This window comes from Cohnella massiliensis, assembly GCF_900169535.1.
GTDB classification, from domain to species: Bacteria; Bacillota; Bacilli; order Paenibacillales; family Paenibacillaceae; genus Cohnella; species Cohnella algarum.
Window position 1 is genome coordinate 586,968 of the sequence record NZ_LT821258.1, and the last position, 21,179, is coordinate 608,146.

At 59.7% G+C, this 21,179-nt stretch carries 22 protein-coding genes; 7 read left to right on the forward strand and 15 right to left on the reverse strand.

The window, feature by feature from the left end:
* The first annotated feature begins 2 nt into the window (after positions 1-2).
* The 5 genes from B7E11_RS12315 to B7E11_RS12335 all read left to right on the forward strand — a co-directional run bounded on the left by B7E11_RS12315 (position 3) and on the right by B7E11_RS12335 (position 5,493).
* The gene (locus B7E11_RS12315; RefSeq protein ID WP_080834738.1) at positions 3-698 is read left to right on the forward strand and encodes a response regulator transcription factor; all 696 of its coding nucleotides are present in this window, start codon (positions 3-5) and stop codon (positions 696-698) included.
* Positions 695-2,056: a sensor histidine kinase gene (locus B7E11_RS12320; protein WP_080834740.1), complete on the forward strand. Its 1,362-nt coding sequence runs from the start codon at positions 695-697 to the stop codon at positions 2,054-2,056. Before B7E11_RS12315 ends, B7E11_RS12320 begins: the two co-directional genes overlap by 4 nt.
* A 72-nt stretch (positions 2,057-2,128) precedes the next feature.
* Complete coding sequence (locus B7E11_RS12325) at positions 2,129-2,842, forward strand: PepSY domain-containing protein (RefSeq protein ID WP_176220713.1); 714 nt, start codon at positions 2,129-2,131, stop codon at positions 2,840-2,842.
* Positions 2,843-2,954: 112 nt separating this feature from the next.
* Positions 2,955-3,722, forward strand: coding sequence for a PepSY domain-containing protein (locus tag B7E11_RS12330; protein ID WP_080834743.1), 768 nt, complete (start codon positions 2,955-2,957; stop codon positions 3,720-3,722).
* 199 nt (positions 3,723-3,921) lie between these two features.
* Positions 3,922-5,493, forward strand: coding sequence for an ATP-binding protein (locus B7E11_RS12335; RefSeq protein WP_080834745.1), 1,572 nt, complete (start codon positions 3,922-3,924; stop codon positions 5,491-5,493).
* A gap of 81 nt (positions 5,494-5,574) precedes the next feature.
* Here the strand turns inward: B7E11_RS12335 and B7E11_RS12340 are convergent, their stop codons facing one another.
* Complete coding sequence (locus tag B7E11_RS12340) at positions 5,575-6,699, reverse strand: VanZ family protein (protein WP_080834746.1); 1,125 nt, start codon at positions 6,697-6,699, stop codon at positions 5,575-5,577.
* A gap of 186 nt (positions 6,700-6,885) precedes the next feature.
* Here B7E11_RS12340 and B7E11_RS12345 point away from each other — a divergent pair, with 186 nt between their 5' ends.
* Positions 6,886-7,557: an eCIS core domain-containing protein gene (locus B7E11_RS12345; RefSeq protein ID WP_176220714.1), complete on the forward strand. Its 672-nt coding sequence runs from the start codon at positions 6,886-6,888 to the stop codon at positions 7,555-7,557.
* A 27-nt stretch (positions 7,558-7,584) separates the two neighbouring features.
* On the opposite strand, the gene B7E11_RS12350 is transcribed toward B7E11_RS12345, so the two are convergent.
* Positions 7,585-8,400 carry an aspartate dehydrogenase gene (locus B7E11_RS12350; protein ID WP_080834749.1) on the reverse strand — a complete coding sequence of 272 codons (816 nt, stop codon included), beginning with the start codon at positions 8,398-8,400 and terminating at the stop codon, positions 7,585-7,587.
* A 131-nt stretch (positions 8,401-8,531) separates the two neighbouring features.
* Here B7E11_RS12350 and B7E11_RS12355 point away from each other — a divergent pair, with 131 nt between their 5' ends.
* Positions 8,532-8,867: a 2Fe-2S iron-sulfur cluster-binding protein gene (locus B7E11_RS12355; RefSeq protein WP_080834751.1), complete on the forward strand. Its 336-nt coding sequence runs from the start codon at positions 8,532-8,534 to the stop codon at positions 8,865-8,867.
* Positions 8,868-8,968: 101 nt separating this feature from the next.
* Here B7E11_RS12355 and B7E11_RS12360 read toward each other — a convergent pair whose 3' ends face one another.
* From B7E11_RS12360 to B7E11_RS12420, 13 genes are all read right to left on the reverse strand, one after another.
* Positions 8,969-9,268 carry a hypothetical protein gene (locus B7E11_RS12360; protein WP_080834752.1) on the reverse strand — a complete coding sequence of 100 codons (300 nt, stop codon included), beginning with the start codon at positions 9,266-9,268 and terminating at the stop codon, positions 8,969-8,971.
* A gap of 30 nt (positions 9,269-9,298) precedes the next feature.
* Positions 9,299-9,583 carry a 2Fe-2S iron-sulfur cluster-binding protein gene (locus tag B7E11_RS12365; protein ID WP_080834754.1) on the reverse strand — a complete coding sequence of 95 codons (285 nt, stop codon included), beginning with the start codon at positions 9,581-9,583 and terminating at the stop codon, positions 9,299-9,301.
* A gap of 20 nt (positions 9,584-9,603) precedes the next feature.
* On the reverse strand, positions 9,604-10,293 hold the full coding sequence (locus B7E11_RS12370; RefSeq protein ID WP_080834755.1) for a GntR family transcriptional regulator: 690 nt from the start codon (positions 10,291-10,293) through the stop codon (positions 9,604-9,606).
* Between the two features lie 84 nt (positions 10,294-10,377).
* Entirely contained in the window at positions 10,378-10,851 is a 474-nt protein-coding gene (locus B7E11_RS12375; RefSeq protein ID WP_080834757.1) for a GlcG/HbpS family heme-binding protein, read from the reverse strand.
* Positions 10,852-10,891: 40 nt separating this feature from the next.
* Entirely contained in the window at positions 10,892-12,385 is a 1,494-nt protein-coding gene (locus tag B7E11_RS12380; protein ID WP_080834759.1) for an aldehyde dehydrogenase family protein, read from the reverse strand.
* 126 nt (positions 12,386-12,511) lie between these two features.
* The gene (locus B7E11_RS12385; RefSeq protein WP_080834761.1) at positions 12,512-13,222 is read right to left on the reverse strand and encodes an iron-containing redox enzyme family protein; all 711 of its coding nucleotides are present in this window, start codon (positions 13,220-13,222) and stop codon (positions 12,512-12,514) included.
* A gap of 58 nt (positions 13,223-13,280) precedes the next feature.
* Positions 13,281-14,828 carry a hypothetical protein gene (locus tag B7E11_RS12390; RefSeq protein WP_080834763.1) on the reverse strand — a complete coding sequence of 516 codons (1,548 nt, stop codon included), beginning with the start codon at positions 14,826-14,828 and terminating at the stop codon, positions 13,281-13,283.
* 1 nt (position 14,829) lies between these two features.
* Positions 14,830-15,576 carry a creatininase family protein gene (locus B7E11_RS12395; protein ID WP_080834765.1) on the reverse strand — a complete coding sequence of 249 codons (747 nt, stop codon included), beginning with the start codon at positions 15,574-15,576 and terminating at the stop codon, positions 14,830-14,832.
* A 149-nt stretch (positions 15,577-15,725) separates the two neighbouring features.
* Positions 15,726-16,589, reverse strand: a complete 864-nt coding sequence (locus B7E11_RS12400) for an ABC transporter permease (RefSeq protein WP_080834766.1) — start codon at positions 16,587-16,589, stop codon at positions 15,726-15,728.
* Entirely contained in the window at positions 16,570-17,349 is a 780-nt protein-coding gene (locus B7E11_RS12405; protein WP_080834769.1) for an ABC transporter ATP-binding protein, read from the reverse strand. Before B7E11_RS12405 ends, B7E11_RS12400 begins: the two co-directional genes overlap by 20 nt.
* A 5-nt stretch (positions 17,350-17,354) precedes the next feature.
* Positions 17,355-18,461 (reverse strand): ABC transporter substrate-binding protein, encoded by a 1,107-nt coding sequence (locus B7E11_RS12410; RefSeq protein ID WP_245809692.1) that lies wholly within the window; start codon positions 18,459-18,461, stop codon positions 17,355-17,357.
* 37 nt (positions 18,462-18,498) lie between these two features.
* Positions 18,499-19,545 carry a Nif3-like dinuclear metal center hexameric protein gene (locus B7E11_RS12415; protein WP_080834770.1) on the reverse strand — a complete coding sequence of 349 codons (1,047 nt, stop codon included), beginning with the start codon at positions 19,543-19,545 and terminating at the stop codon, positions 18,499-18,501.
* 516 nt (positions 19,546-20,061) lie between these two features.
* The gene (locus tag B7E11_RS12420; protein ID WP_245809693.1) at positions 20,062-20,415 is read right to left on the reverse strand and encodes a Na-translocating system protein MpsC family protein; all 354 of its coding nucleotides are present in this window, start codon (positions 20,413-20,415) and stop codon (positions 20,062-20,064) included.
* Positions 20,416-21,179 lie beyond the last annotated feature (764 nt).

Sequence of the window (21,179 nt, forward strand, 5' to 3'; positions counted from 1 at the left end):
TCATGGACAAATCGATTTTGATCGTCGAAGACGAAGAAAAAATATCGCGGCTGCTGGAAATCGAGCTGGAAATCGAAGGCTATCGAACGGCGAGATTCGCCAACGGCCTCGACGCCCTCGAAGCTTACCGCAGGGGCGGCTGGGATTTGATCCTGCTGGACGTCATGCTCCCCGGCATGAGCGGAATCGAGCTGCTGCGCCGGATTCGAACGCAGGATCCGCATACTCCGGTCATTTTGCTGACGGCCAAAAACTCCGTCGAGGACAAAGTATCCGGACTCGATTACGGAGCCAACGATTATATGACGAAACCGTTTCAGATCGAAGAGCTGCTCGCCCGCATCCGCGCCTCTCTCCGCCATCGCGCCGGGGCTCCCGCCGAAACGGCCGGGGAGGAATGGCTGACGGCGGCGGATTTGAAAGTCAACGAAAAAACGCGGGAAGTGCTTCGGGGCGGCGACCCGGTCGAACTGACGCCGAGGGAATTCGATTTGCTCGTCTACCTGCTGAGAAACAAGCGCCAGGTGCTGGGTCGTGAGCAAATTCTGGAGGCGGTCTGGGGCTACGATTATGTCGGAGAAACGAACGTCGTCGACGTCTACATCCGCTATGTCCGCAAAAAAATCGACCACGGAAGGCAGCCCGAACTGATCCAAACCGTACGCGGAGTCGGCTACGTCCTGAAGGAAAACAAATGAAGCTGACGAACAAAATCCATCTTTATTCGTCCCTTTTGTTTACCGTGCTGCTCGTCGTCATGAATGCGACGATCTACCACGTCTTTTCCAGGCTGTCGATCGACAGCGAAATCCGCCAGGCGGAAACCGAAGCCGCCGCAAGCGCGAACGGCATTCTGCAAAGCATCGGAACGATCGGCCTGCCGGATTTGCTGCGCGCATACGTGCCCGCGAACGGCATGCTGCAAGTCGTCACCGGGCCGGGCGAAAGCTATGCACCGGTCACTTCTCCGTCGCAATCGGCTTTGAGCAAACGCGAAAGCTCGTATTTTCCGCAAAAAACGACCGATATGTTCGAACACGGCGGCGAGCGATACGCGCTTGTGTCGGTTCCGGTCATATGGACGGATGGCAGCGTCGCCAACGTGCAGATTACGCAAAGCCTGCAGGAGACGACGGACAATCTGCGGACGCTTCGGCTCGTTTTGATCGTCGTCACCGCCATCGCGCTCGTTCCCGTCGTCGCCTCCAGCCGCCTGCTCGGCAGGCTAATCGCGCTGCCGATTCGTTCGATGACCGGCACGATGCGGGACATCCGGCGGAGCGGCCGATTCAAACGGCTTGAGCTGGACACCTCTTCCAAAGACGAGCTTACGGAAATGGGCCAAACGTTCAACCGGATGATCGACCTGCTGGAAAGCAATTTCGAAAAGCAGGAGCAGTTCGTTTCGAACGCCTCGCACGAATTGAAAACCCCTTTGACGGTCATCGAAAGCTATGCGAGCCTGCTGAAACGAAAAGGCATGGAGCGTCCGGATCTGTTCGCCGAATCGATCGAAGCGATTCATTCGGAAGCGATCCGCATGCGAGAATTGACCGAGCGCCTGCTGCTGCTCGCCCGAAACAAGGAGCAGTGGAACGCGAAGGCGGTCAGGCTCGATCTTGCGGAACTGGCGGCGGCGACGGTCGGCGCCTTCCGCAACGCGTACCGGCGCGACGTTCATCTGGAAGGAGCCGAAGAGCCGATATTCGTTCGAACGGACGAGCATTTGCTGAAGCAGCTGATGTTTATTTTTCTGGACAATGCCCGAAAATACAGCGAAGAGCCGATTGCCGTGGCGATAGGCGCCTCCGGCGAAACGCCTTCGGCCTGGATTCGCATCGCCGACCGCGGCGTCGGCATTCCGAAGCAGGATTTGTCGAAGGTGTTCGACCGTTTTTACCGGGTGGACACGGCGCGCAGCAGGCAAACCGGCGGTTTCGGCCTCGGCTTGTCGCTGGCGAAGGAAATCGCCGAAGCGATCGGCGCGGAACTGGCGATGGACAGCCTGGAGGGCGTCGGAACGACGGTGACGATATCGCTTCCGGATCGGCCATAGCGCCCGTCTCTCAGCGAATTCTCATCTTGTTGCTGTATGATGGGGTTATCGAAACAACGCGGGGGACTCGACATGAACAAACGACAACGTTGGATCGCCGGGCTGGGCGGATTGGCCGTCGCCGCGATCGTCGCGATTTTGATCTGGAAGCCGTGGACGGGAGAAGCCGTCGCGCTGTCCCGGGAAGCGGCGGAACGTGCGGTGCTCGCCCGCTATCCCGGCATCGTTTCGGAAACGACCAAATCCGGCGGGGTATACCGGATGCGCCTGCAAACGGACCGGGGGCTGTATGAGGTAGAGGCCGACGCCTACAGCGGTGAGATCGTCTATTTGCAGCTGATCGAAGCCGCGGCCGCCGAGCCCTCTCCCTCCGGCGGCACGGAACAAAGCCCGCCCGCTTCCGGTTCGGAGGCGGCGACGCCTCCCCCTGCCGGCGGCGGCAACGGAACCGCGACCGCGGCGCCCGGCGGGTCCGCGCCTCCGCCTCCGCCTCCCGCTTCCGGCGGCCAAACGGAAGCGCCGGGGGAAAGCGCGGGGGAACCGCCCGCCTTGCTTGCGCCGGCCAAAGCGAAGTCGCTCGCCGCGGCCCACGTCGCCGGGGAAATCGAAGATGCCGAATTGAAAAGGACCGCGGACGGCGGCGCCTACTATCTGGTCGAGATCGACGTCGACGACGGCAGGGACGCCATCGTGCAGGTCCATGCGATTTCCGGCGCGATTATGTCCGTCACATGGGATGACGAAAACGATTCGGACGACGATGCCGACGATGACGACGACGCCTGAAGCCGCGAAGGGTCCCCGAATTCTCATCCATTTCTAAACTTCTTAACCCGCTCCTCTCATTTCGATGGCGTAAAGTAGACTTGCAATCGAAACCCGCGAGAGGAGCATTTACATGAAGAACAAGAGGAGCATGCGCATTATCGCTCTGTCCGCAGCCGTCATCGCGCTTGGAGCCGCCGGCATCGGCGCCGTGTCGACGAGCTTCGCGGCGGACAAAAAACTCATCGGCGTCGAACGGGCGAAGCAGTTGGCGCTTGCGGCCGTGGACGGCCAGGTCGAGAGCATCGAATTGGACCGGGATTTCGGCCAGGTTTACTATGACGTCGATATCGAGAAAAACCGCCGGGAGTACGAAGTCCGCATCGACGCCTACACCGGGAAAACGCTGCGTTCGGGACTCGACGACGATGACGACGATGACGGCCGCGTTCGCCAATCGGCGGTCATCGTCGAATCGGCAGGCTCGACGGGCAGCGAAGCCAGCGCGGCCGGCAGCGCGTACGGGAACGGCGCGGCCAACGGCACCGCAGCTGGCGGCGGCACGGCAGGAAACGGTTCCCCCGCGGGGGTCAGCTCGGCGAGCGGCACGGCAAGCGCCTCCGGCAAAACGCCGATTTCGGCGGAGCAAGCCGCCAAAATTGCCGCCGAACAAGTATCCGGAACCGTTGTGCGCGCCAAGCTGGAGTCCGACGACGGCGTACGCCATTACGAGGTCAAATTCAGAACGGCCCGGGGCGAAGCCGAGGTGGAGGTGCATGCCGATACCGGCAGCATTCTTTCCATCGAATATGATGACGACGACGACGACGACGATGATGACGACGACGTTGATTTCGACGATAACTTCGACGATGACTTCGACGATCGCGACGACGATTGATTCCCCGCCTTGATTTCTGAAAAAAACGGTCCGACGCGACCGTTTTTTTGTTTTTTTCTAGCCAAAACTCCGTCCTCCATAATTTAGGAAATTCAACGATATCTCTCTCGGATTCATGTATAATGATGAAAAATAGTCGTTCGGCTGGACAGCCCTCGCGCCTTTTGGACAGGAATTCAGATAGATCGGAGGACCCTACATGCACTGGACCGAAAATTCGCAACCGTCAAGAAAAAGCGACGTTCATCTGAGCCAACTGGCATCGGTAGGCCAAATTGCTGCGGGTATCGCCCATGAGGTCAAAAATCCGTTGACGGCCGTCAAAGGCTTTTTGCAGCTGCTGAAGGAACGAAACGAACAAAAATATATCGAGATCGCCCAAAGCGAGTTGGAAAACGCGATCGCGGTGCTGCAAAACCTGCTTCAAATGTCCAAGCCCGATCTGGAAGAGCCCTTCGTATCGCTCGACCTGACCGTGGAGCTGGAGTCGCTGACCCAGCTGTTCCAGGATCAATTTTACCGCGTCACGGTCGTCAAACATTTTCAACATCCGGGCACCTTTATCGTCTGCAAGAAAAACCAGATCAAAAAAGCGCTGTTCAATTTGCTGAAGAACGCCTTCGAAGCCATACCGGACAAGGGCACGATCACGATCGGGCAGTCCGCCTCCGAAAGCGAAGTCACGATATACATACAGGATAACGGCAGCGGAATTCCGAAAAAAAAGCTCGAACTGCTGGGCACTCCTTTTTTCACGACGAAAGAAAACGGAACCGGCATGGGGTTGACGTTCGTCTTTTCGGTCATTCATCAGAATAACGGCACGATCAAAGTGGAAAGCGAAGAAAGCGTCGGAACGAAATTCACGATTTCGTTTCCTCTTACAAAGGACGATAGCGTCAGAAGAGAGGCGGCGGTATTGTTGCAGTTGGAAAGGACCGAGAACGGCAGCTTGAAGGAGTTTTTCGAACATTACCGGAGCGCTTTCGAGGAAAGGCTGCTCGCGGAAGCGGTCAACGTGCGGGAAAAAATCGACGAAATCATGGCGATCGGCAACATCGATTTGGTGGCTAACGCCCACAAGCTCGTGCTGTACATCGTCGAAGGCAGAGAGCACGAGGTCGTCTCGTTCGCCAGAACGGAAGGAATCAGCTGGGCCAAGCATTCCCTGACCCTCGCGTTCAAGCTGGAATGGATTCAGGCCGTGCGGCGCGTGATGTGGAACTTTCTCTACAACTACGATCTGATGAACGACTATCTGGGCAGCAAGGAGCAGTTTTACGATTTGGAAAAGCGCATCAACGAATTGATGGATCTGTTTCTGAGCCATTTTTTCATGAGCTATTCCCAGTTCAAGGACAACTTGATCCGCGCGCAGCAGGAGATCGTGGAGGATCTTTCCGTCCCCATCATCCCGGTTACGCCTTCGACCGCCATTTTGCCGCTGATCGGCGACGTCGACTTGCACCGGTCGGCCGCGATCGAGGACAAAGTCATTTCGCATCTGGGCGACCGCCGGATCGAATCGTTGATCATCGACCTTTCCGGCGTCTTGAAGATGGAGGCCGAAGTGATCGTCCGCCTCATTCGCATGATCGACGGAATTAAAATGATGGGCTGCCAAACGACGATCACGGGGCTCAGGCCGGAAACCGTAAAGATCATGATTTCTTCGGACCTTACGTTTACGCATAAAGCGATGACCAAAGGAACGCTGCAGCAGGCGCTGGCCGAGCATTTGCTGCAAGACAAAGACGCGAAAGGCGCTTGAACCGCTTGAAAAATGCCGGATTTTTTGCGAACGGACGGAAGAGGCCGGCATTTTCCGGATGAGGACGCAGACGTGCGAACGTCAGTTTTCATCCTTTTTGCCGGCTTCCGCCCGATCCCCCGGTCCGTCCACCGCATGGCTCGTCCCGCTCCGAACCTCGTAAAAAAGACGCCGGTTCCGGTTGAACAGGCACTTCAGCAAATGAACGGCAAACGCCGCATTGAGCGCGAACAGGCCGACGGCGTACAGCATCAGCAAGGCTTTCGGAAAATAGCGAACGCCGTAGACGACGAACAGCACGTTCGGCCCTCCCGCCAGGACATACAGCAGGCCGTAACGGGCGCCGAGCTCGCCGATGCCGATCCGTTCTCCCTTCCCCTTCAGCCGGATGCGCACCATCCACTTGCCGAATGTCCTTCCCTCGGTGAAATAGGGCAGGACGATAAAGTAGAAGACGATAAGGACGATATACGGGACCGGAATCCCCAAGGCGTAAAACGCGACATGGGCAGGCAGCAGGATCATCCAGTCCAGCATAAAGGCCAGGCCTCTGCGCGTGTAAATCACCCTTTTTTTCGACAGGTCGACATTTTCGTCCAGCTTGTCGACCGCCGGCAGCACCCTCGACAGCCATTCCGCCGCAACGTAGCCGACGATGCCTCCGGCCGTATTGGCCAGCAGGTCGTCCACGTCGAACAGCCGGTAAGGATAGTCGTAAATGCCGTAAATGCCCGTCACCTGCGTAACCTCGAAAAAAAGCGAAAGCCCGAACGACCAGGCCAGGCACGTCGCCCAGCGGGCGCGAAAATAATACCGCAAAAAGATGCCGAACGGCACCGTAAGCAGCACGTTAAAGACGACCTGAAGGAAAGCCCGTTCCCTGAGCAAAAGCCAGTAGGTCGCGGGGCGCTCGAAATCGACGGCCGTCTCGTTCAGAATATCCTGCACGAAATGGAAGGGGATCCATTGCGCGTAGGATTCCGCCGCCGGAGGATCGTTATGGATCGTTGCGGGCAGCGGAAGAAGGATCAAATAAACGGCGTTCAGCAAATATAGCAGGAACAAAAACAGCGTTACGGCCCGGACTTTGTGAACGTAGCCGTACCTGCGGTATTGCACGATCAGGAACGGCAGCGTAAACAGCAGCGCCGCCGCGGGAAAAGACAAAAACGCGTACGAAATCGGAAACAGGTAAGACTCGAGCATGGAACCTCCCGGCCGGCGACATCATGTCGGCATTCCGCCGCTCTTAGGAGTTTACTTGCCCGTATGCTCAAAATCAACCTTTCGCCGTTTAAATTTAGTTTAAAAATAAGTAAGGGGAGCATGCTTCGGAGCCGGATTCGAGGTATACTAGAGTCAGCCATTTTTTGGAGAGAAGGGCGTGGATTCGTGAAACGTTCCCGCGAACATAAAAAAGCCCCGGCCGACGCCATGCCGGGCAAAAACGCCGAGCCCCCCCGCTCGGCGCGCTCGTCCGCCGGCCCGGCGCGGCCCGGCGGGCAGACGGACGGGCGCGGCGCTTGGCCGACGGGCGAATGGCCGGGCGCGGCCGGCAATCAGGCCGCGCTGCAGATGATTCGGAACCCGAACCCCGATCGGTCCGAGGCCGCGCCGAAGCAGCGGCTGGCCGACCCGAACCGGCTGCCGCTGGAAGTTCAGGCGAAGATGGAGATGGCCATGGATGCCGACTTCTCCGACGTCACCATCCATCCGAATTCCGCTTCCGCCGCCCAGGTCGGGGCGCTTGCCTACGCGCAAGGCACGGATATTCACTTCGCGCCGGGCCAGTACGATCCGTTCAGCCGGAAAGGCCAGCAAATGATCGGGCACGAGCTTGCCCATGTCGTCCAGCAGAAGGCCGGACGGGTCGCTCCCACGGGGAGGACGGCGTCCGGGGCGTTGCTGAACGAAAGTCCCCATCTGGAAAAGGAAGCCGACGCGTTGGGCGCGAAAGCGGCCGACACGTCGATTCCGGCTTCGTCCGCGATTCAACGAATGGTCGACCGGACCGGCGCTCCGCCGACCGCGAGAGGATCGCGCGGCATGCTCATTCAGTGGTAGCCGGGGGCGCAGACGATTCGGCACGGCTTATATCCCGATCACGATCGGGGCGGTAAACTGGCGAATCGCCTTGACGACGCTCATCGCGACGATGACGCCCGTTTTCGGATTCGCGGCGGACGGCGCGTTGCGGACTTCGAGCTCGATTCGCCCGAACGTTCCCTCGGCTTCGATGCGGTGCGCGTTATGGCTTATCGTCGGATCGACATGCACGCTCACCCTCGTCGCATCCATTCCGATGCCGGCTAGGCTGAGCGCGGCGGAAACGTTGACGCTCTCGGGAAACCGCCTCGCCGCCTCCCGGGCGGCGCCTTCGAATACGCAAACCGGCTCGGACAACGAGGCCAAATCGATCTGCCGCTCGACCGGCGTTCCGATCCAGGCGGCGGGCGGCTTGCGAGTAACGAGCCGCACCTCCCCCATCGGTCCGAGACTGGCCGCCGCAATCCGGTCGAGCCCGCCGATCGCCGCCGACGGAACGAGCACCTGCCGCCCCGCTTCCGCGGCGGCGGCGGTCAAGCGCGCGAGCAGCGCTTCGTCGGCCAGCGCCCCCGCGCTGACGACGATCAGGTGCGCGCCTTCGGCGAGCGCCGCTTCCGCATAGCCGCGAACGGCGGCATGGCCCGCGCATTCCACGACGATATCCGGCCTGCAACGCCACAACTCCGCCGCCTCGTTCGTGACCAACACGCCGTCTCCGGCCTCATCTTTCCTAACCTTGTCCGGATTGCGGACCAGGATGCCGACGAGCCTCGCTCGTCCCGCCTTCCCTTCCCCAAGCATTGCCGCAATATCTCTGCCGATCGCTCCGAAGCCGATCAGTCCGACCCTTGCTTGTTCCATGCGAACCTTCCTCCCCCGCCGCGAAAGGGCTGCTTTCGATAGCTGCATCCTATCACGCAAATTGTATTTGGTATACCAAATGCCATTGATTTGTGGTAAACTGGGCATATACCCATAAGGAGGGATTCCGCATGCCGACCGTCACTTTCCAAACTTCCGGCAAATCGATCGAAGTCGCCCAAGACGCCAACCTGCTCCGAACGTCCATCCGCTACGAGGGCTCCGTCCCTTACAAATGCGGAGGGGGCATCTGCGGCACCTGCAAGGTGCGCATCGTCGACGGGTTCGAGTTTCTGTCCAAAACGATGAAGAAGGAAGTCGACCGGCTCGGTCCGGAATGGCTCGAACAAGGCTACCGGCTCGCCTGTCAGACGTTCGTCAGCGGCGACGTGACGATCGCGTGGGGCGACGAAGACCTCGAACGGCTGAACAAAATCGCCCAGCGGCGCATTCAGGCGGCGCAGTAGCGAAGCCTCCTTCCTCCAACAAACGAACCGGCTGTCGTCCTCGGCAGCCGGTTCATCGTTTGTCCCTCGCCGTCGCCGAACCGAATGTTGCGGCAAACGCCTCAGCCCACTTTGACGATTTTGCTCTCTTCGTCGATATCGAGCTCGTAGATTTCCTTTTCGATCTCGGCCGTCGTTTCGAATTTCGGGAACACCTTGAGCGGGATGCTGTTGTCCGGAAACACTTCCGCAACCCCCTGGATGACGATGCGGGCGTCCGGGTTTTTGATTTTGCAGACGGAGAAGGTCGTCTTCTTCTTGCCGAAAAAGTAATACTCGTAGTCCGCCACCTTCTCGAGACATGGGTTTTCGGTAACCGTGCGATAGCGTTCCGTCGTCGAAAGCATGACATATTGGCTCATTTTGCGAATGCCCTCCGTTCGTGGCCGCGTTCAATCCTGGCTTATTTCCAGATCGTGCGCGATAAAAAGCTGGCAGGCAAGGCGGTATCCGCCCGCTAGCCTGTCGCCGAGCATTTTGGTTTCTTTCCAATTCGGCTCCGGAAGTCCCTCCGCTCCCGACAGGACCCGGACCGCGCACTTCGTGCACTTGCCCATCCCGCAGCCGTATTTCAAGTTCGGAAATTTGCGTATTCCGGCCAGTACGACCAGGTTGCTGTTCGGCTCGACCTCCTGCCGATAAATCCGTCCGTTGTGATGCAGGGTAATCGCAGGCATAAAGCAACCTCCAACTCATCCTATCCCGCGGTTTTGCCGAGGGCCTCCAAATACGCCTTTTTGGCGTTTTCCAGATGAACTTTGATGTACGTTTCCGCCAGATCGGCCTCTCCGTCCCGCACCGCCCGGATCAAATCCCGATGCTCCTCGGTCGCCTTGCGCTGGCGGCCGGGGAGATCGTACCCCACCTGGACGAACGAGCGGATATAGTCGGACAGATCGTCCAGCATCGCGGCCAGGCGCGGGCTTTTGGCGGCGCGGCAAACGACGTCGTTGATGGCAAAATGGAACTTCCACCGCTCCTTTTCGAAATCGTTGTCCGGCGCCGCCAGCGCCTGCTCGATTTCCTCGAGAATGCGGCTCATTTCCTCCCGCTGCGCGGCGTCGGCCTTCTGCGCGGCCTGCTTCATCGCCAGGCCTTCGAGCGCGGATAATATCGTAAAAATCTCGACGATTTCCTCCGGCGACAGCGAAGAAACGACGACGCCCTTGCGCGGCAGCGTTTTGACGAAGCCTTGCGTTTCCAGGCGAAACAGCGCCTCCCGGATCGGCGTGCGGCTGACGTTCAGCTGGTCGGCAAGCTCGCGCTCGACGATGCGGTCGCCCGACTTGTAAACGCCCGCGACGATGGATTGCTTGATATATTCGTAAACTTTGTCCCGGATCGGGCTCAATTCTTCTTCTTTCCATACGAGCGGCGCATCTGGCATCTGGTATACCTCCGCATGCTGTTTTCCCCAGTGTAGCCCATTCATGCGGCCGCTTCAACCGAATGCGTTCCTCCTTTGCCCGGATTACAGCTTGATGTCGGCCTCGACCCGCACTTCGTAATCGGGACCCAAATGCGCTTGCAGCGCGGCAAGCGCGGCCGTGCCGACGGCAATATCCTGCTCCCCGTTTCCGCCGCTGACGCCGACGCCGCCGATCACCTCCCCGTTGACGACGATCGGGAACCCACCGACGAAAATCGCGAATTTCCCGGGCATCATCGCATGGATCCCGAACGCTTCCCCCGTCACGGTCGCCGGTCCCCCCGGCCGAGTGAACAGATGGGTTGAGCGTTTGTGCCCGCTCGCCGTGAACGCTTTGGCGATGGCGATTTCCGGACCGGTAATGCGCGCTCCGTTCATCCTTTCCAACGCGATGACGTATCCGCCCTCGTCGACGATGCAGATCGACTGCAGCGCGTTCGCGCCGGCCGCCGCCTTTTTCGCCGCTTCCACCATGATTTTCGCTTCCTCAAGCTCCAGCTTGAGCGCCGATTTCATTTTTGCCGCCCTCCTCGCCGTTTCCTTCCGCGACCGTCCCTTACTTGCCGCAGCAAAATTTCAGCTCCTGAACGCCGTGGTATACGGTCTTCGAACAGGTGTAAAAATCGAGCGCGTCTCTCCCGGATTCGCGGAATGTCGCCGTGCTCGACAGCTTCACGCCGCCGAACGGGGCGTTGATCGCGTTGCCGGTCGTCGTCCGGTTCACCTTGACCACCCCCGACTGGATATGGTCGATAAAATACTGCATCCGGTTGTAATCGGACGTGACGATCGAAGCCGACAAGCCGTACTCGGCGTCGTTGGCGATCCGAACCGCCTCCTTGAAGCATTTTGCTTTCAGGACCGCGAGAACCGGGCCGAAAATTTCCTCGCGGGCGATTCGCATCTCCGGCTTCGCTCCGGCGAAGATCGCCGGACGCACGTAATAGCCTTCGGCGTACTCTCCCTCCCGCAGCCATTCGCCGCCGAAAGCAAGCCTCGCCCCCTCGGCTTTCCCGATTTCGATGTAGTCCAGCACGTTGCGGAGCTGGCTTTCGTTGGCCAGCGGTCCGATATCCGCGCCGGCCGCCAGGCCGCTGCCGACGACGAGCGCTTTCGCCGCCTCGACGAGCCGCTCGACGAACTCGTCATGCACCCGCTCCATGACGATGATCCGGCTCGTGCCGGTGCACGCCTGCCCGGTCAGCTCGAACCCGCCTTTGATCGCAAGCTCGACCGCATGCCCGATGTCGGCGTCTTCGAGCACGAGCAGCGGATTTTTGCCGCCGAGCTCCATTTGCAGGCGCGTCGACAGCCTCGCGCTGCGCCGGATGCTCTCCCCCGAGGCGGTCGAGCCGGTGAACGTCACCGCCTTGACGGCGGGATGCGAGACGAGCGTCGCTCCCGTCGCCGACGCCGGGCCGGTGACGAAGTTGAGCACGCCCGGCGGCAGACCGGCGGCATGCAGCGCTTCGGCAAGGCGCAGCGCGACGAGCGGCGTGTCCGACGCCGGCTTGAAGACGACCGTGTTGCCCGCGGCGAGCGCCGGGGCGATCTTGCGGGCCGGAATGCTTAGCGGAAAGTTCCAGGGCGTAATGACCGAGACGACGCCGAGCGGTTCTTTTTTCGTATAGACGAACGTCGTCGGGTCATCGGAGGCCAGCGTCGCTCCCGCGATGTTCAGCCCCTCGAAAGCGTAGTAGCGCAGCGTCTGCGCCGACCGCTTCGCTTCCGCCTTGGCGGCGGCAAGCGGCTTGCCCTCCTCGCGCGTGATTTCCTCCGCGATTTTCGCCGCATCGGCTTCGAGCAAATCGGCCGCTTTGTACAGCAGCTCGGCCCGCTTGCCCGGCGGCGTCGCCTTCCATGCCGGGAACGCCTTGTCGGCCGCCGCGATCGCCTGCTCGACGTCGGCCGCGACGGACGCCTGAAAGCGGCCGACGATATCGGAGCGCCTCGCGGGATTCGCGCTTTCAAACGTGCGGCCGCTTGCCGATTCGGTCCATTCGCCGCCGATCAAATTTCTGTACGTTCGGATCGCCGTTTCGACTGCCATAACGCACTCCTTTCGATTCGCGTTTTCTCGATTTCGGGCATCGACGCCCTTATTCGGCTCCAAACCCACGCTGCCGATGCCGCGGCGAAAACGGCGATTTTCATCCGCCGCATCGATCGCATCCCTTCACGCGCCGAGAAATTCGCGGGAAATGCCGGCCAGGTACATCCGGCGCATCTTCGTCGCTTCTTCGACGATCCGGATGCAGCGCTGCTGCTCCTCGGCCGTCCGCGCGTATTCGAGCACGATTTGATAGCCGCGTTCGCCGTGAATTTCGTCGGACACGATGTGCAGATCGAAAAATTCCACCTCCTCGTCCGTAAAGCCGTATTTTTCGCGGAGGGTCGGCGTTTGCCGGCGGTAAATGGACGGAACCTGCGATTCCAGCCCGACGACGAGGGCGGCCGTGGCATACAGGAAATTTTCCCGCATCGCCATCCGGTAGCACCACGATTGCAGGCCGATCGTTTCCGGCAGCAGCTCCTTCATGGAAACGATACGCTCGCGGGTCGTGCCGCATGCCTCGCCGAACCGGATCAGCAGCTCCGTGTGACGATCGCCGCCCAATTCTTCTTCCCACATGTTTTGCAGCAGGAAGTCGCGGGCGTCCTCGTGCGGGCAATTCGCGTACACATAGGCCAAATACTCGGCGAACGGCCCGACGTACGCGTAGTGCTGCTCCACCCAACGGGCGAAATGCTCCTTCGTCAGCTCCCCGTTCGCCCACATCGTCGTAAACGGCGCCTTGGCGACGGCGTTGCCCTCGATCGCTTTTTCCAGCGCGGCGCGGAAGTCCTCTTTGTTCATGAATTCGGGTTTCGTCAGTACGGTCGACATATCCAGCATCTCCTCTCGACTATTTAAGTTGCATGACGATCGAAAGACCAAGCTTGTCCTAAAGCCGCCCTCCGACCTCGTGCAAAAAGATCAACACCGTCATCGATAACCCCAAATAAGCGGCCGTGTACGGGGCGTTCCAGTTGGACACCCGGTACGGACTGCGGTTGACCAGCCCCGCCATCATGCCGGCGGTCGCGTTGTAGGGTCCCATCAAAAACGCCGCAGACGCCCCGGTCAGCATGGCGATCGCCGTCAGCTCCGGAGACAGGCCCAGAACGGCCGGATCGAGCGATTCCGCCGCAAGCGCGAGGCCGACCGCCGGGTGGAGACCCGCGAACGCCAGAAGGAACGGGATGAGCGGGATCAAAAGGAGAAACGGCTCGGAGCCGATCGCCTCCTTGAGCAGCGTAAGGCCCCGGTTCAATCCGTGCCCCGCTCCCGTGCTCTGCAGCGCGGCAATCATGAATCCGGCGCTCAAGTAGACGAAAAACGAATCCTGCATCCGAAGCAGATGCCCGGGCAGCTTCTCTCCCGCCGCCTTCAGAAACAACCTCCCCTTGCCGAGCAGCGCCGACCAAACAAAAGCAAACGGAACGACCGATAGCGACACCAGCAAAAGAAATCCGGCTTGCGTCATTCGCTCCAGCAGCGCGACAAGCGCGTTGAACGCCACGATGGCGAATACGATTTGCAGCGGGTTTCTTGGCATTTCTCCGCCTTTCGCACCGAAGGACGGGTCCGGCAGCGCCCAAGCGGCCCTTGATGCCGATCCCGCGGCCGCCTCCCGATTCGACGGCGACTCTCCCGCGGCCTTTCCCGCTTCCCGCCCGTTCGCCAAATCGTCCCCGTCTTCCGGCGGCTCGGCGGCGGCCGCGAGTTCGGCTGCCCCGGTTCCGCGCGGCGTTCCGGCCTCCCGCTCCTTCCGGCTTCTCGCCCGGCGCTTCGCGATCCACATGCCCATGCCGCAATCGAGCGCAAGGCCCAGCATGCTGAGCGGGATGACGATCGGCAATATCGCCCCCCAGCGCACGCCCGTCATCTCGACGACGATGCCCATGATCGGGGCGATCGGAGACCAGAGCACCGGCAGGCTGTAGCCGTGCGTAATGGCCCGGCTGATGAACCGGTCCCGCTCCTCGATCGGATACGCGTCAAGCGACGGCCGGATCGTCTGGTGAACCATCGGCAGCGCGGCCAAATTCATGAACGCGCAAAACATATACGACAAGGAAGACGTGATCGCGTACAGCGTCCCCGAATGGCGGACTCGTCTCCGGATCATCGCTTGCACCCGGATCGCATACCGCCCGAGCTCGATCGGGATCGCGACAAGCGGCAGAAGAGCGAACAGGCCCAGCACGTTCATCATATAGCCGAAGCTGAATATCGCGTCCGGCACGGAAGCCCGGTTTGCCAGCAGCAGCGCCAAGCCGACGGCCAGAAACGCGGAGCCGATCGTCCGGACAAAGCCTGTCGCCGCCCGAAAAACCGCAAGCACGATCAGCAAGCTCAGCACGGACGCGAGCCGGTCAAGCCCTTCTCCCGGGAGCAGGGCCGAAACGAAGTAGACGCCGATGGCGGCAAGGAACAGCGCGGGCTTCATGCTAAAGCACGTCCCGGACGGCCTCCGCCAGCCGGTCGAGCGCCGTCTCCACCAATTCCTCGCCGAGCTCGCGGCTTGCTTTGGTCGCGTCTCCGATGCAGCCGTTGCCTGTCATTTCCTCGTAATAATAGTAACCTTGCAGCGGATTCCCCGGCCTGAGCTTCCGCCATTTCCCTTCCCGGATATCGCCCTTCGCGAGCCGGTCCAGCCTTACCAGATGCGGCGCCAAATAGAGCGCTTCGGACACTTCCCTTTCGCAGCTGTGGCCGTACAGCTTCGATTCGATCCGCCGCTCCATGACGTCTTTGGCCGATGCGGTCGTTTTGGCATAGTAAAAGTTGACGCCGAGCTCCCTCGGCAGCGTGTCGGAGGCGACGGCGAGCGCCGCCTGATTGCCTCCGTGCGAGTTCAGCACGAGCACGTTGCAAATGCCGTGCCGCTTGAGCGAAGCGGTCATGTCGCGCAAAATCGCGAGCAGCGTGGCGGGCTCCAGCGAAAGGGTGCCCGGAAAGCGCAGATGGTGCGGCGAAACGCCCATATTGACGGTCGGCGTCACGATCGCCTCCGGATACAGCCGCTCCGCCAGCCGCCTGCCCATCTCCTCGGCTAGCACCGCATCGCAGCTTTCCGCCAGGTGCGGACCGTGCTGTTCGTGCGCGCCGAGCGGGATGATCGCGATTTTGACCGTTTTCAGAGCCTGCTCGACTTCCGGCCAAGTCATTTGGGTCAGTTCGTATGCGGACGGCATTTTCAGCTCGACCCTCCTTTTTGGCGCATTGTATACCAAGAATGCTTCTACTTGATCATATGGACGATTTCCAAAACCTATGTCTTTCTCCCGCAAACGTCCGCCGGAGCGAAGCCGCTGCCCGTCCGGCGGGAGTTGACAAGATGCGTTCAGCCTTCGAAGTGGTTTCGTTTTAACGCGAAATGCCCAAGCAAAGTGACGACCCCGTACAATAAAATGGAAAGCAGCGCCAGCATCGCGATGCTGACCATGACCATATCCATTTGGAACACCTGTCCGCCGTAGATGATCAGATAGCCGAGCCCGGCTTTGGACGACAGAAATTCGCCCATGATGACGCCGACAAGCGTCAGCCCGACATTCACCTTCATCGTCGCGATCAAGTTCGGGACGCTGGCCGGCAGCAGCACGATCCGCAGCATTTGCAGCTTGCTTGCGCCGAACGATTCCATCAGCTTCAGCTTCGTTTTGCTGATTTCCTTAAAGCCCGCCTCGATCATCATGATCGTCACGATAATCGAAATCGCGATCGCCATCCCGTACACCGAGTAGCGGTCGCCGAGCCAGATGTAGAAAATCGGGCCGAGCGCCACTTTGGGGAGCGCGTTCAGGACGACCATGTACGGCTCCAGCACTTTGGACGCGTAGGTCGACCACCAGAACAGGATCGCGATCAGCGTGCCGGCAGCCATCGAGACGACGAGGCCGATCAGCGTTTCGAGCGTCGTCACCCAGGCGTGATGCAGCAGATTTCCGTCGAAAGCCAGCTCCCGAAACGATGAGACAAGCTGCGAGGGGCGGCTGGTCAGCATCGAGTCGACCCATTTCAGCGCCGCGGCAGCCTCCCACAGGCCGAGAAAAACGGCCAGCACCGCCAGGCGGGACAGAGCGATCGCCCATTTTCGCCTTCTCTGCTTTTGCAAATAGCGGACGTATTGGGGCGAAGCCGCTTGTTCGGCCCGGGCCGCCGGCTCCGCGGAGACGGTCAATTCTCTAGCCGGCAGTGACGACATGGCCTTCCAGCTCCCTCCATATGGCGTTGAAATACTGATTGTAGCGGCCGGCTTCGCGCTTTTTCCACGGGGACAGCTGTTCGCCCTCCTCGAACCGGATGCGATAGATCGACGAAATCGTGCTCGGCCGCTTGGACATCACCATGACGCGGTCCGCCATGCTGATCGCTTCCGAAATGTCGTGCGTGACGAGAATCGCCGTTTTTCCCTGATCTTTGATGATGCGGTGAATGTCGTCGGCAAGCGTCAGCCGGGTCTGATAATCGAGCGCCGAAAAAGGCTCGTCAAGCAGCAAAATGTCCGGCTCGGCGACAAGCGTGCGGATCAGGGCGACCCGCTGGCGCATGCCGCCCGACAGCTGCGTCGGATTGTGGCGGGCGAAGCCGCCGAGACCGTAACGTTCCAGCAGTTCCAGCGCCTTTTCCCTCGCCTTTTTTTTGTTCATGCGGCGAATTTCGGCTCCGACCAGCAGATTGCTCAGCACGTCCCGCCATTCGAACAGGTGGTCGTGCTGGAGCATGTACCCCACCTTGGGAGAAGTGCCGGTCACCTCCTTTCCGTCGATTTCGACTTTGCCCTTCGTCGGCTTTTGCATGCCGGAGATAAGGGAGAGCAGGGTGCTTTTCCCGCACCCGCTCGGCCCGACGATGCTGATGAACTCCCCTTGCTCGATCGACGCCTGGACATCCCGCAGCGCTTCGGTTTCCTGCTTCGGCGAAAAGTAACTCAGCCCCACGTCCCGCAGCTCGATTTGCGCCATCGGCCTCACGCACCTCCGATCTTTTCGACGAAGCTCATGTCGACGACCGCGCTCATGTCGGAAATTTTCTCCTCGGCCTTCAGCACGCCGTTTTCGATAAGGACGGATTGCAGCGTCTCGAACGCTTCCGCGGCAAGCTCGGGCTTCGCCGGCCACGTCCCTTGATCCTGATAACGGGTGACCGACTGGATGATCAGCTCCTTGGACGTTCCTTCGAAAAACGGCGCGAGCGCTTCGGCGATTTCGTCGTCGGAAGCCGTCTGCAGCCACTGCGTTCCTTTGGCGACCGCGTTCACGAAGCTTTGGATGATTTCCGGGTTCTCGGCGATATAATCCGAAGTCGCGACGTACGAAGTCTCCGGGAAATCGCCGAACGCTTCGCCAAGAGAAGCGGCGTAGTAGGCTTTGCCTTCCTGCACGAGCGTCGAGGCGACCGGTTCGAACAGCTGGATATAATCGCCCTGGCCGCTCGTAAAGGCGCCCGCCAAAGCGGGGGAAGCGATGTTCGTCACGACTTCCGCGTCGGTTATCCCTTTTTGAATGAGCGTCGAGTTCATGACCATCTGCGGGGCGCTGCCGGGACGCCAGCCGAGCACCGTTTTACCCGACAGGTCTTTCCAGTCGAACGCGTCCGTCGGCTCGCGGGAAAGCAGGAACGAACCGTCCTTCATCGTCAGCTGGTGAAAAATTTTGAGCGTTTTGTCGCCTTTTTGATTGTAAATATAGATGGCGGTTTCCGGACCGACGAGCGAAATGTCGGCCGTGCCGGCGATCAGCGCCGCCGCTCCCTTGTCCGAGCCTTGCGCCGTATTCATATCGACGTTAAGGCCCTCTTCTTCAAAAAAGCCCCGGGACATGGCGACGTAATGCGGAGCGTAAAAAATGGATCGAATGACCTCGGAAAACTTGATCGTGACGATTTCCTTCGGTTCGGAAGAAGCGGATTCGCTTGGCGAGGCGGACGGCGACGGCGATGCGGAGGACGACTCCGGCGCCGAAGGACTCGCGGTTTCGCTCGCCCCGGAACCGTTTCCGTTGGAGCTTCCGCAAGCGGCGGCAACCATCAGCATAAGGGCGACGATAAGCGGCAAACCGATCTTTTTCATGTTCATCTGATCTCTTCCCCTCCCGTTTTCGTGAAAATCCTTTTTATATTGACACGGTTCGGGACGGCTTGGACACCAGGTAGGTCCCCGCCATCTCTTTGCCGTATGCAACCATGCCTTCGTGCCCGATCTCGCGCAGCGGCACCGCCGTTATCCGTTCCCGCAGCAAAAAGATTTCCGTGTCGGGCAGCAGCATTTCGAGCGCGTAGGCAAGCGGCAAACCGTTTTCCATAATTTCGACGGAATGCGAATTGCCGACGATGAAATTCAGCCCCCTTTCCCGGGCAAAGCCGACGAACGGATGATCCTCCCGCACGCGGCTGATGCTCGCGATGATCGTGTCCGTTTCCGGATACATGCGCAGCGCCGCCTCCAGGTGAGCCATCGAAAAACCGGTGTGCGGAAAAAAGTGCAAAATATGCTTGACCGGGCGCTCCCGGCTTCCGCTTAGCAGCATCGCCGGATTGACGATCGTCGCTTCCTGCAGCGCGGGCTCGCCCCGGATCGCCCGTTCCGCCTCGAGCAGGCCGATATCGAGCTCCCGGCCGGCTCCCGCCTCGATGCGGTCCAGCAGATCGCCCGCCGTTTGCACTTCATCCAGGGCGATCCCCTTGTGAAGCACGTTTCCGGGCAACCCGCCGAACGATGTATCCGTTATTAGTTTATGGTGGCCGTGCAAAAAGGTTAGTCCAGGATGCAAGCCGTGAAACGCTTCGTGCATTTCGATCACCGCAAGGCCGTACAGCGGCAAATAGTCCGCGAACGGCACGCCGCCCGAGCTCGCGGCATCCGCCACGGGATGATGCACGACCAGCAAATCGAGCTTCATGCCGGACGCCAGCTCGATCATCGTCTCCGTCAGCGTCATGCCGATCCCGATTCGCCTGGCCGGCTTTTTCTTGTCTCCGAATACGAGGCCCGGAATTTCCATCACGCTTTTTCCCGGGATATTGGACGTCTTCATGACGACGTACGGGTTGCCGCCCGCCGCGATCTCCTCCCAGTTCATCACCATTCTTCCGCCCGAAATTTGATTGAGCGCCTCCAATACTCGTCCGACATCGGTTCCCGAACGGGAGAGCTTCGGCAACTGGTCTCACTCCTTCCAAGCCGTCTTCTCGTTGACGAACTCTGCTTTCATGCGGACAGGTAAACAAAAAACCGCCAATTATGAACATACCTCGACCATCGGAAATCATGATCGCAATATGTCACAATTGGCGGTTCAAGGCTCTCTGCCGCGAGTTCCTCATAACCTGCCTGCGCGAATTCGGCTTCGGGATCATGGTTTCGAATCTCTTCATGTATACGGAAGGATTCGATACCTTAATACCGAAGGCCAAATCAATGGCTTGCGTTACGGCATTATGTAGTTCGTAGGGTGACTTATGTCATTTAATATAACACTAATATCGAGGTTAGGCAAGAGAGGATGGAAAAATAGTAAGAAATTTCGTTTAATATTACGTTAATATTACATGGTTTGTTGAATGTGTGTCGTGTTTTTGTGATGAAATTTCGAGTTAGCCTCCGCCGCTCGTACGGCCGCGAAGCCTAGATCCGGGGCGCCCGCACTCCGGGACATGTAAAGCTTGTGCGGCGGCGGCTACTCGATTTTATCCTTCAAAATGATAATCGTTCCGGAAATCTCGGCCTTCGGATCGTAGTCCTTGAGGACGGCGACGACTTCGAGGCCGAGCTTTTGTTCCAATTGTTCCTTCAGCCTGTTTTTGTTGATTTCCATGATGAGCATATCGACGTTGGCCGTCAGGCTTCGATGATCGTCGTCCAGTATTTTCAGCGCGGGGATCCGTTTGTGCGTGGCGAAAATGAGCACTTTATCGCCGTAAACGTCGATTTTCTGGGATTTTATGCCGATTCCGAAAATATCCTGGTTGATCGAGTTGTAAATTTTGATGATCTCCTGCTTCAGCACGCCGATCGTCATTTCTCGCTTCACGCCTCGTTCTCCTCCTTCGCCTCGCGGGGCTTTCCCGTTACTATTCGCCGGGAAGGGAGGGATTTCCTTCGGCGGTACATTTCCTCTTGGCCGGGAAGAGAGTTTCCTTCGGCGGCGCAGCGAGGTTGGGGCGCATGTAATGCATCCCGTGCGCTACTTCGAGGCGGGGATGCTCGGTTAGGCCGCATGTAGTGCACCCCGTGCGCTACTTCGAAGCGGGGACGCTCGGTTAGGCCGCATGTAGTGCACCCCGTGCGCTACTTCGAGGCGGAACGGCGCGGTTGGGACGCATGTAGTGCACCCCGTGCGCTACTTCGAAGCGGAACGGCGCGGTCGGGGCGCATGTAGTGCACCCCGTGCGCTACTTCGAAGCGGAACGGCGCGGTCGGGGCGCATGTAGTGCACCCCGTGCGCTACTTCGAAGCGGAACGGCGCGGTCGGGGCGCATGTAGTGCACCCCGTGCGCTACTTCGAAGCGGAACGGCGCGGTCGGGGCGCATGTAGTGCACCCCGTGCGCTACTTCGAAGCGGAACGGCGCGGTCGGGGCGCATGTAGTGCACCTCGTGCGCCACTTCGAAGCGGAACGGCGAGGTCAAGGCCGCATGTAGTGCACCCCGTGCGCTACTTCGAGGCGGAACGGCGCGGTTGGGACGCATGTAGTGCACCCCGTGCGCTACTTCGAGGCGGAGATACGAACTTGGGCCGAATTGAGGCAGGGGGAGGCGAAAGGTGAATTTTGCAGCTAAAAGCCGAGTAACGGTCA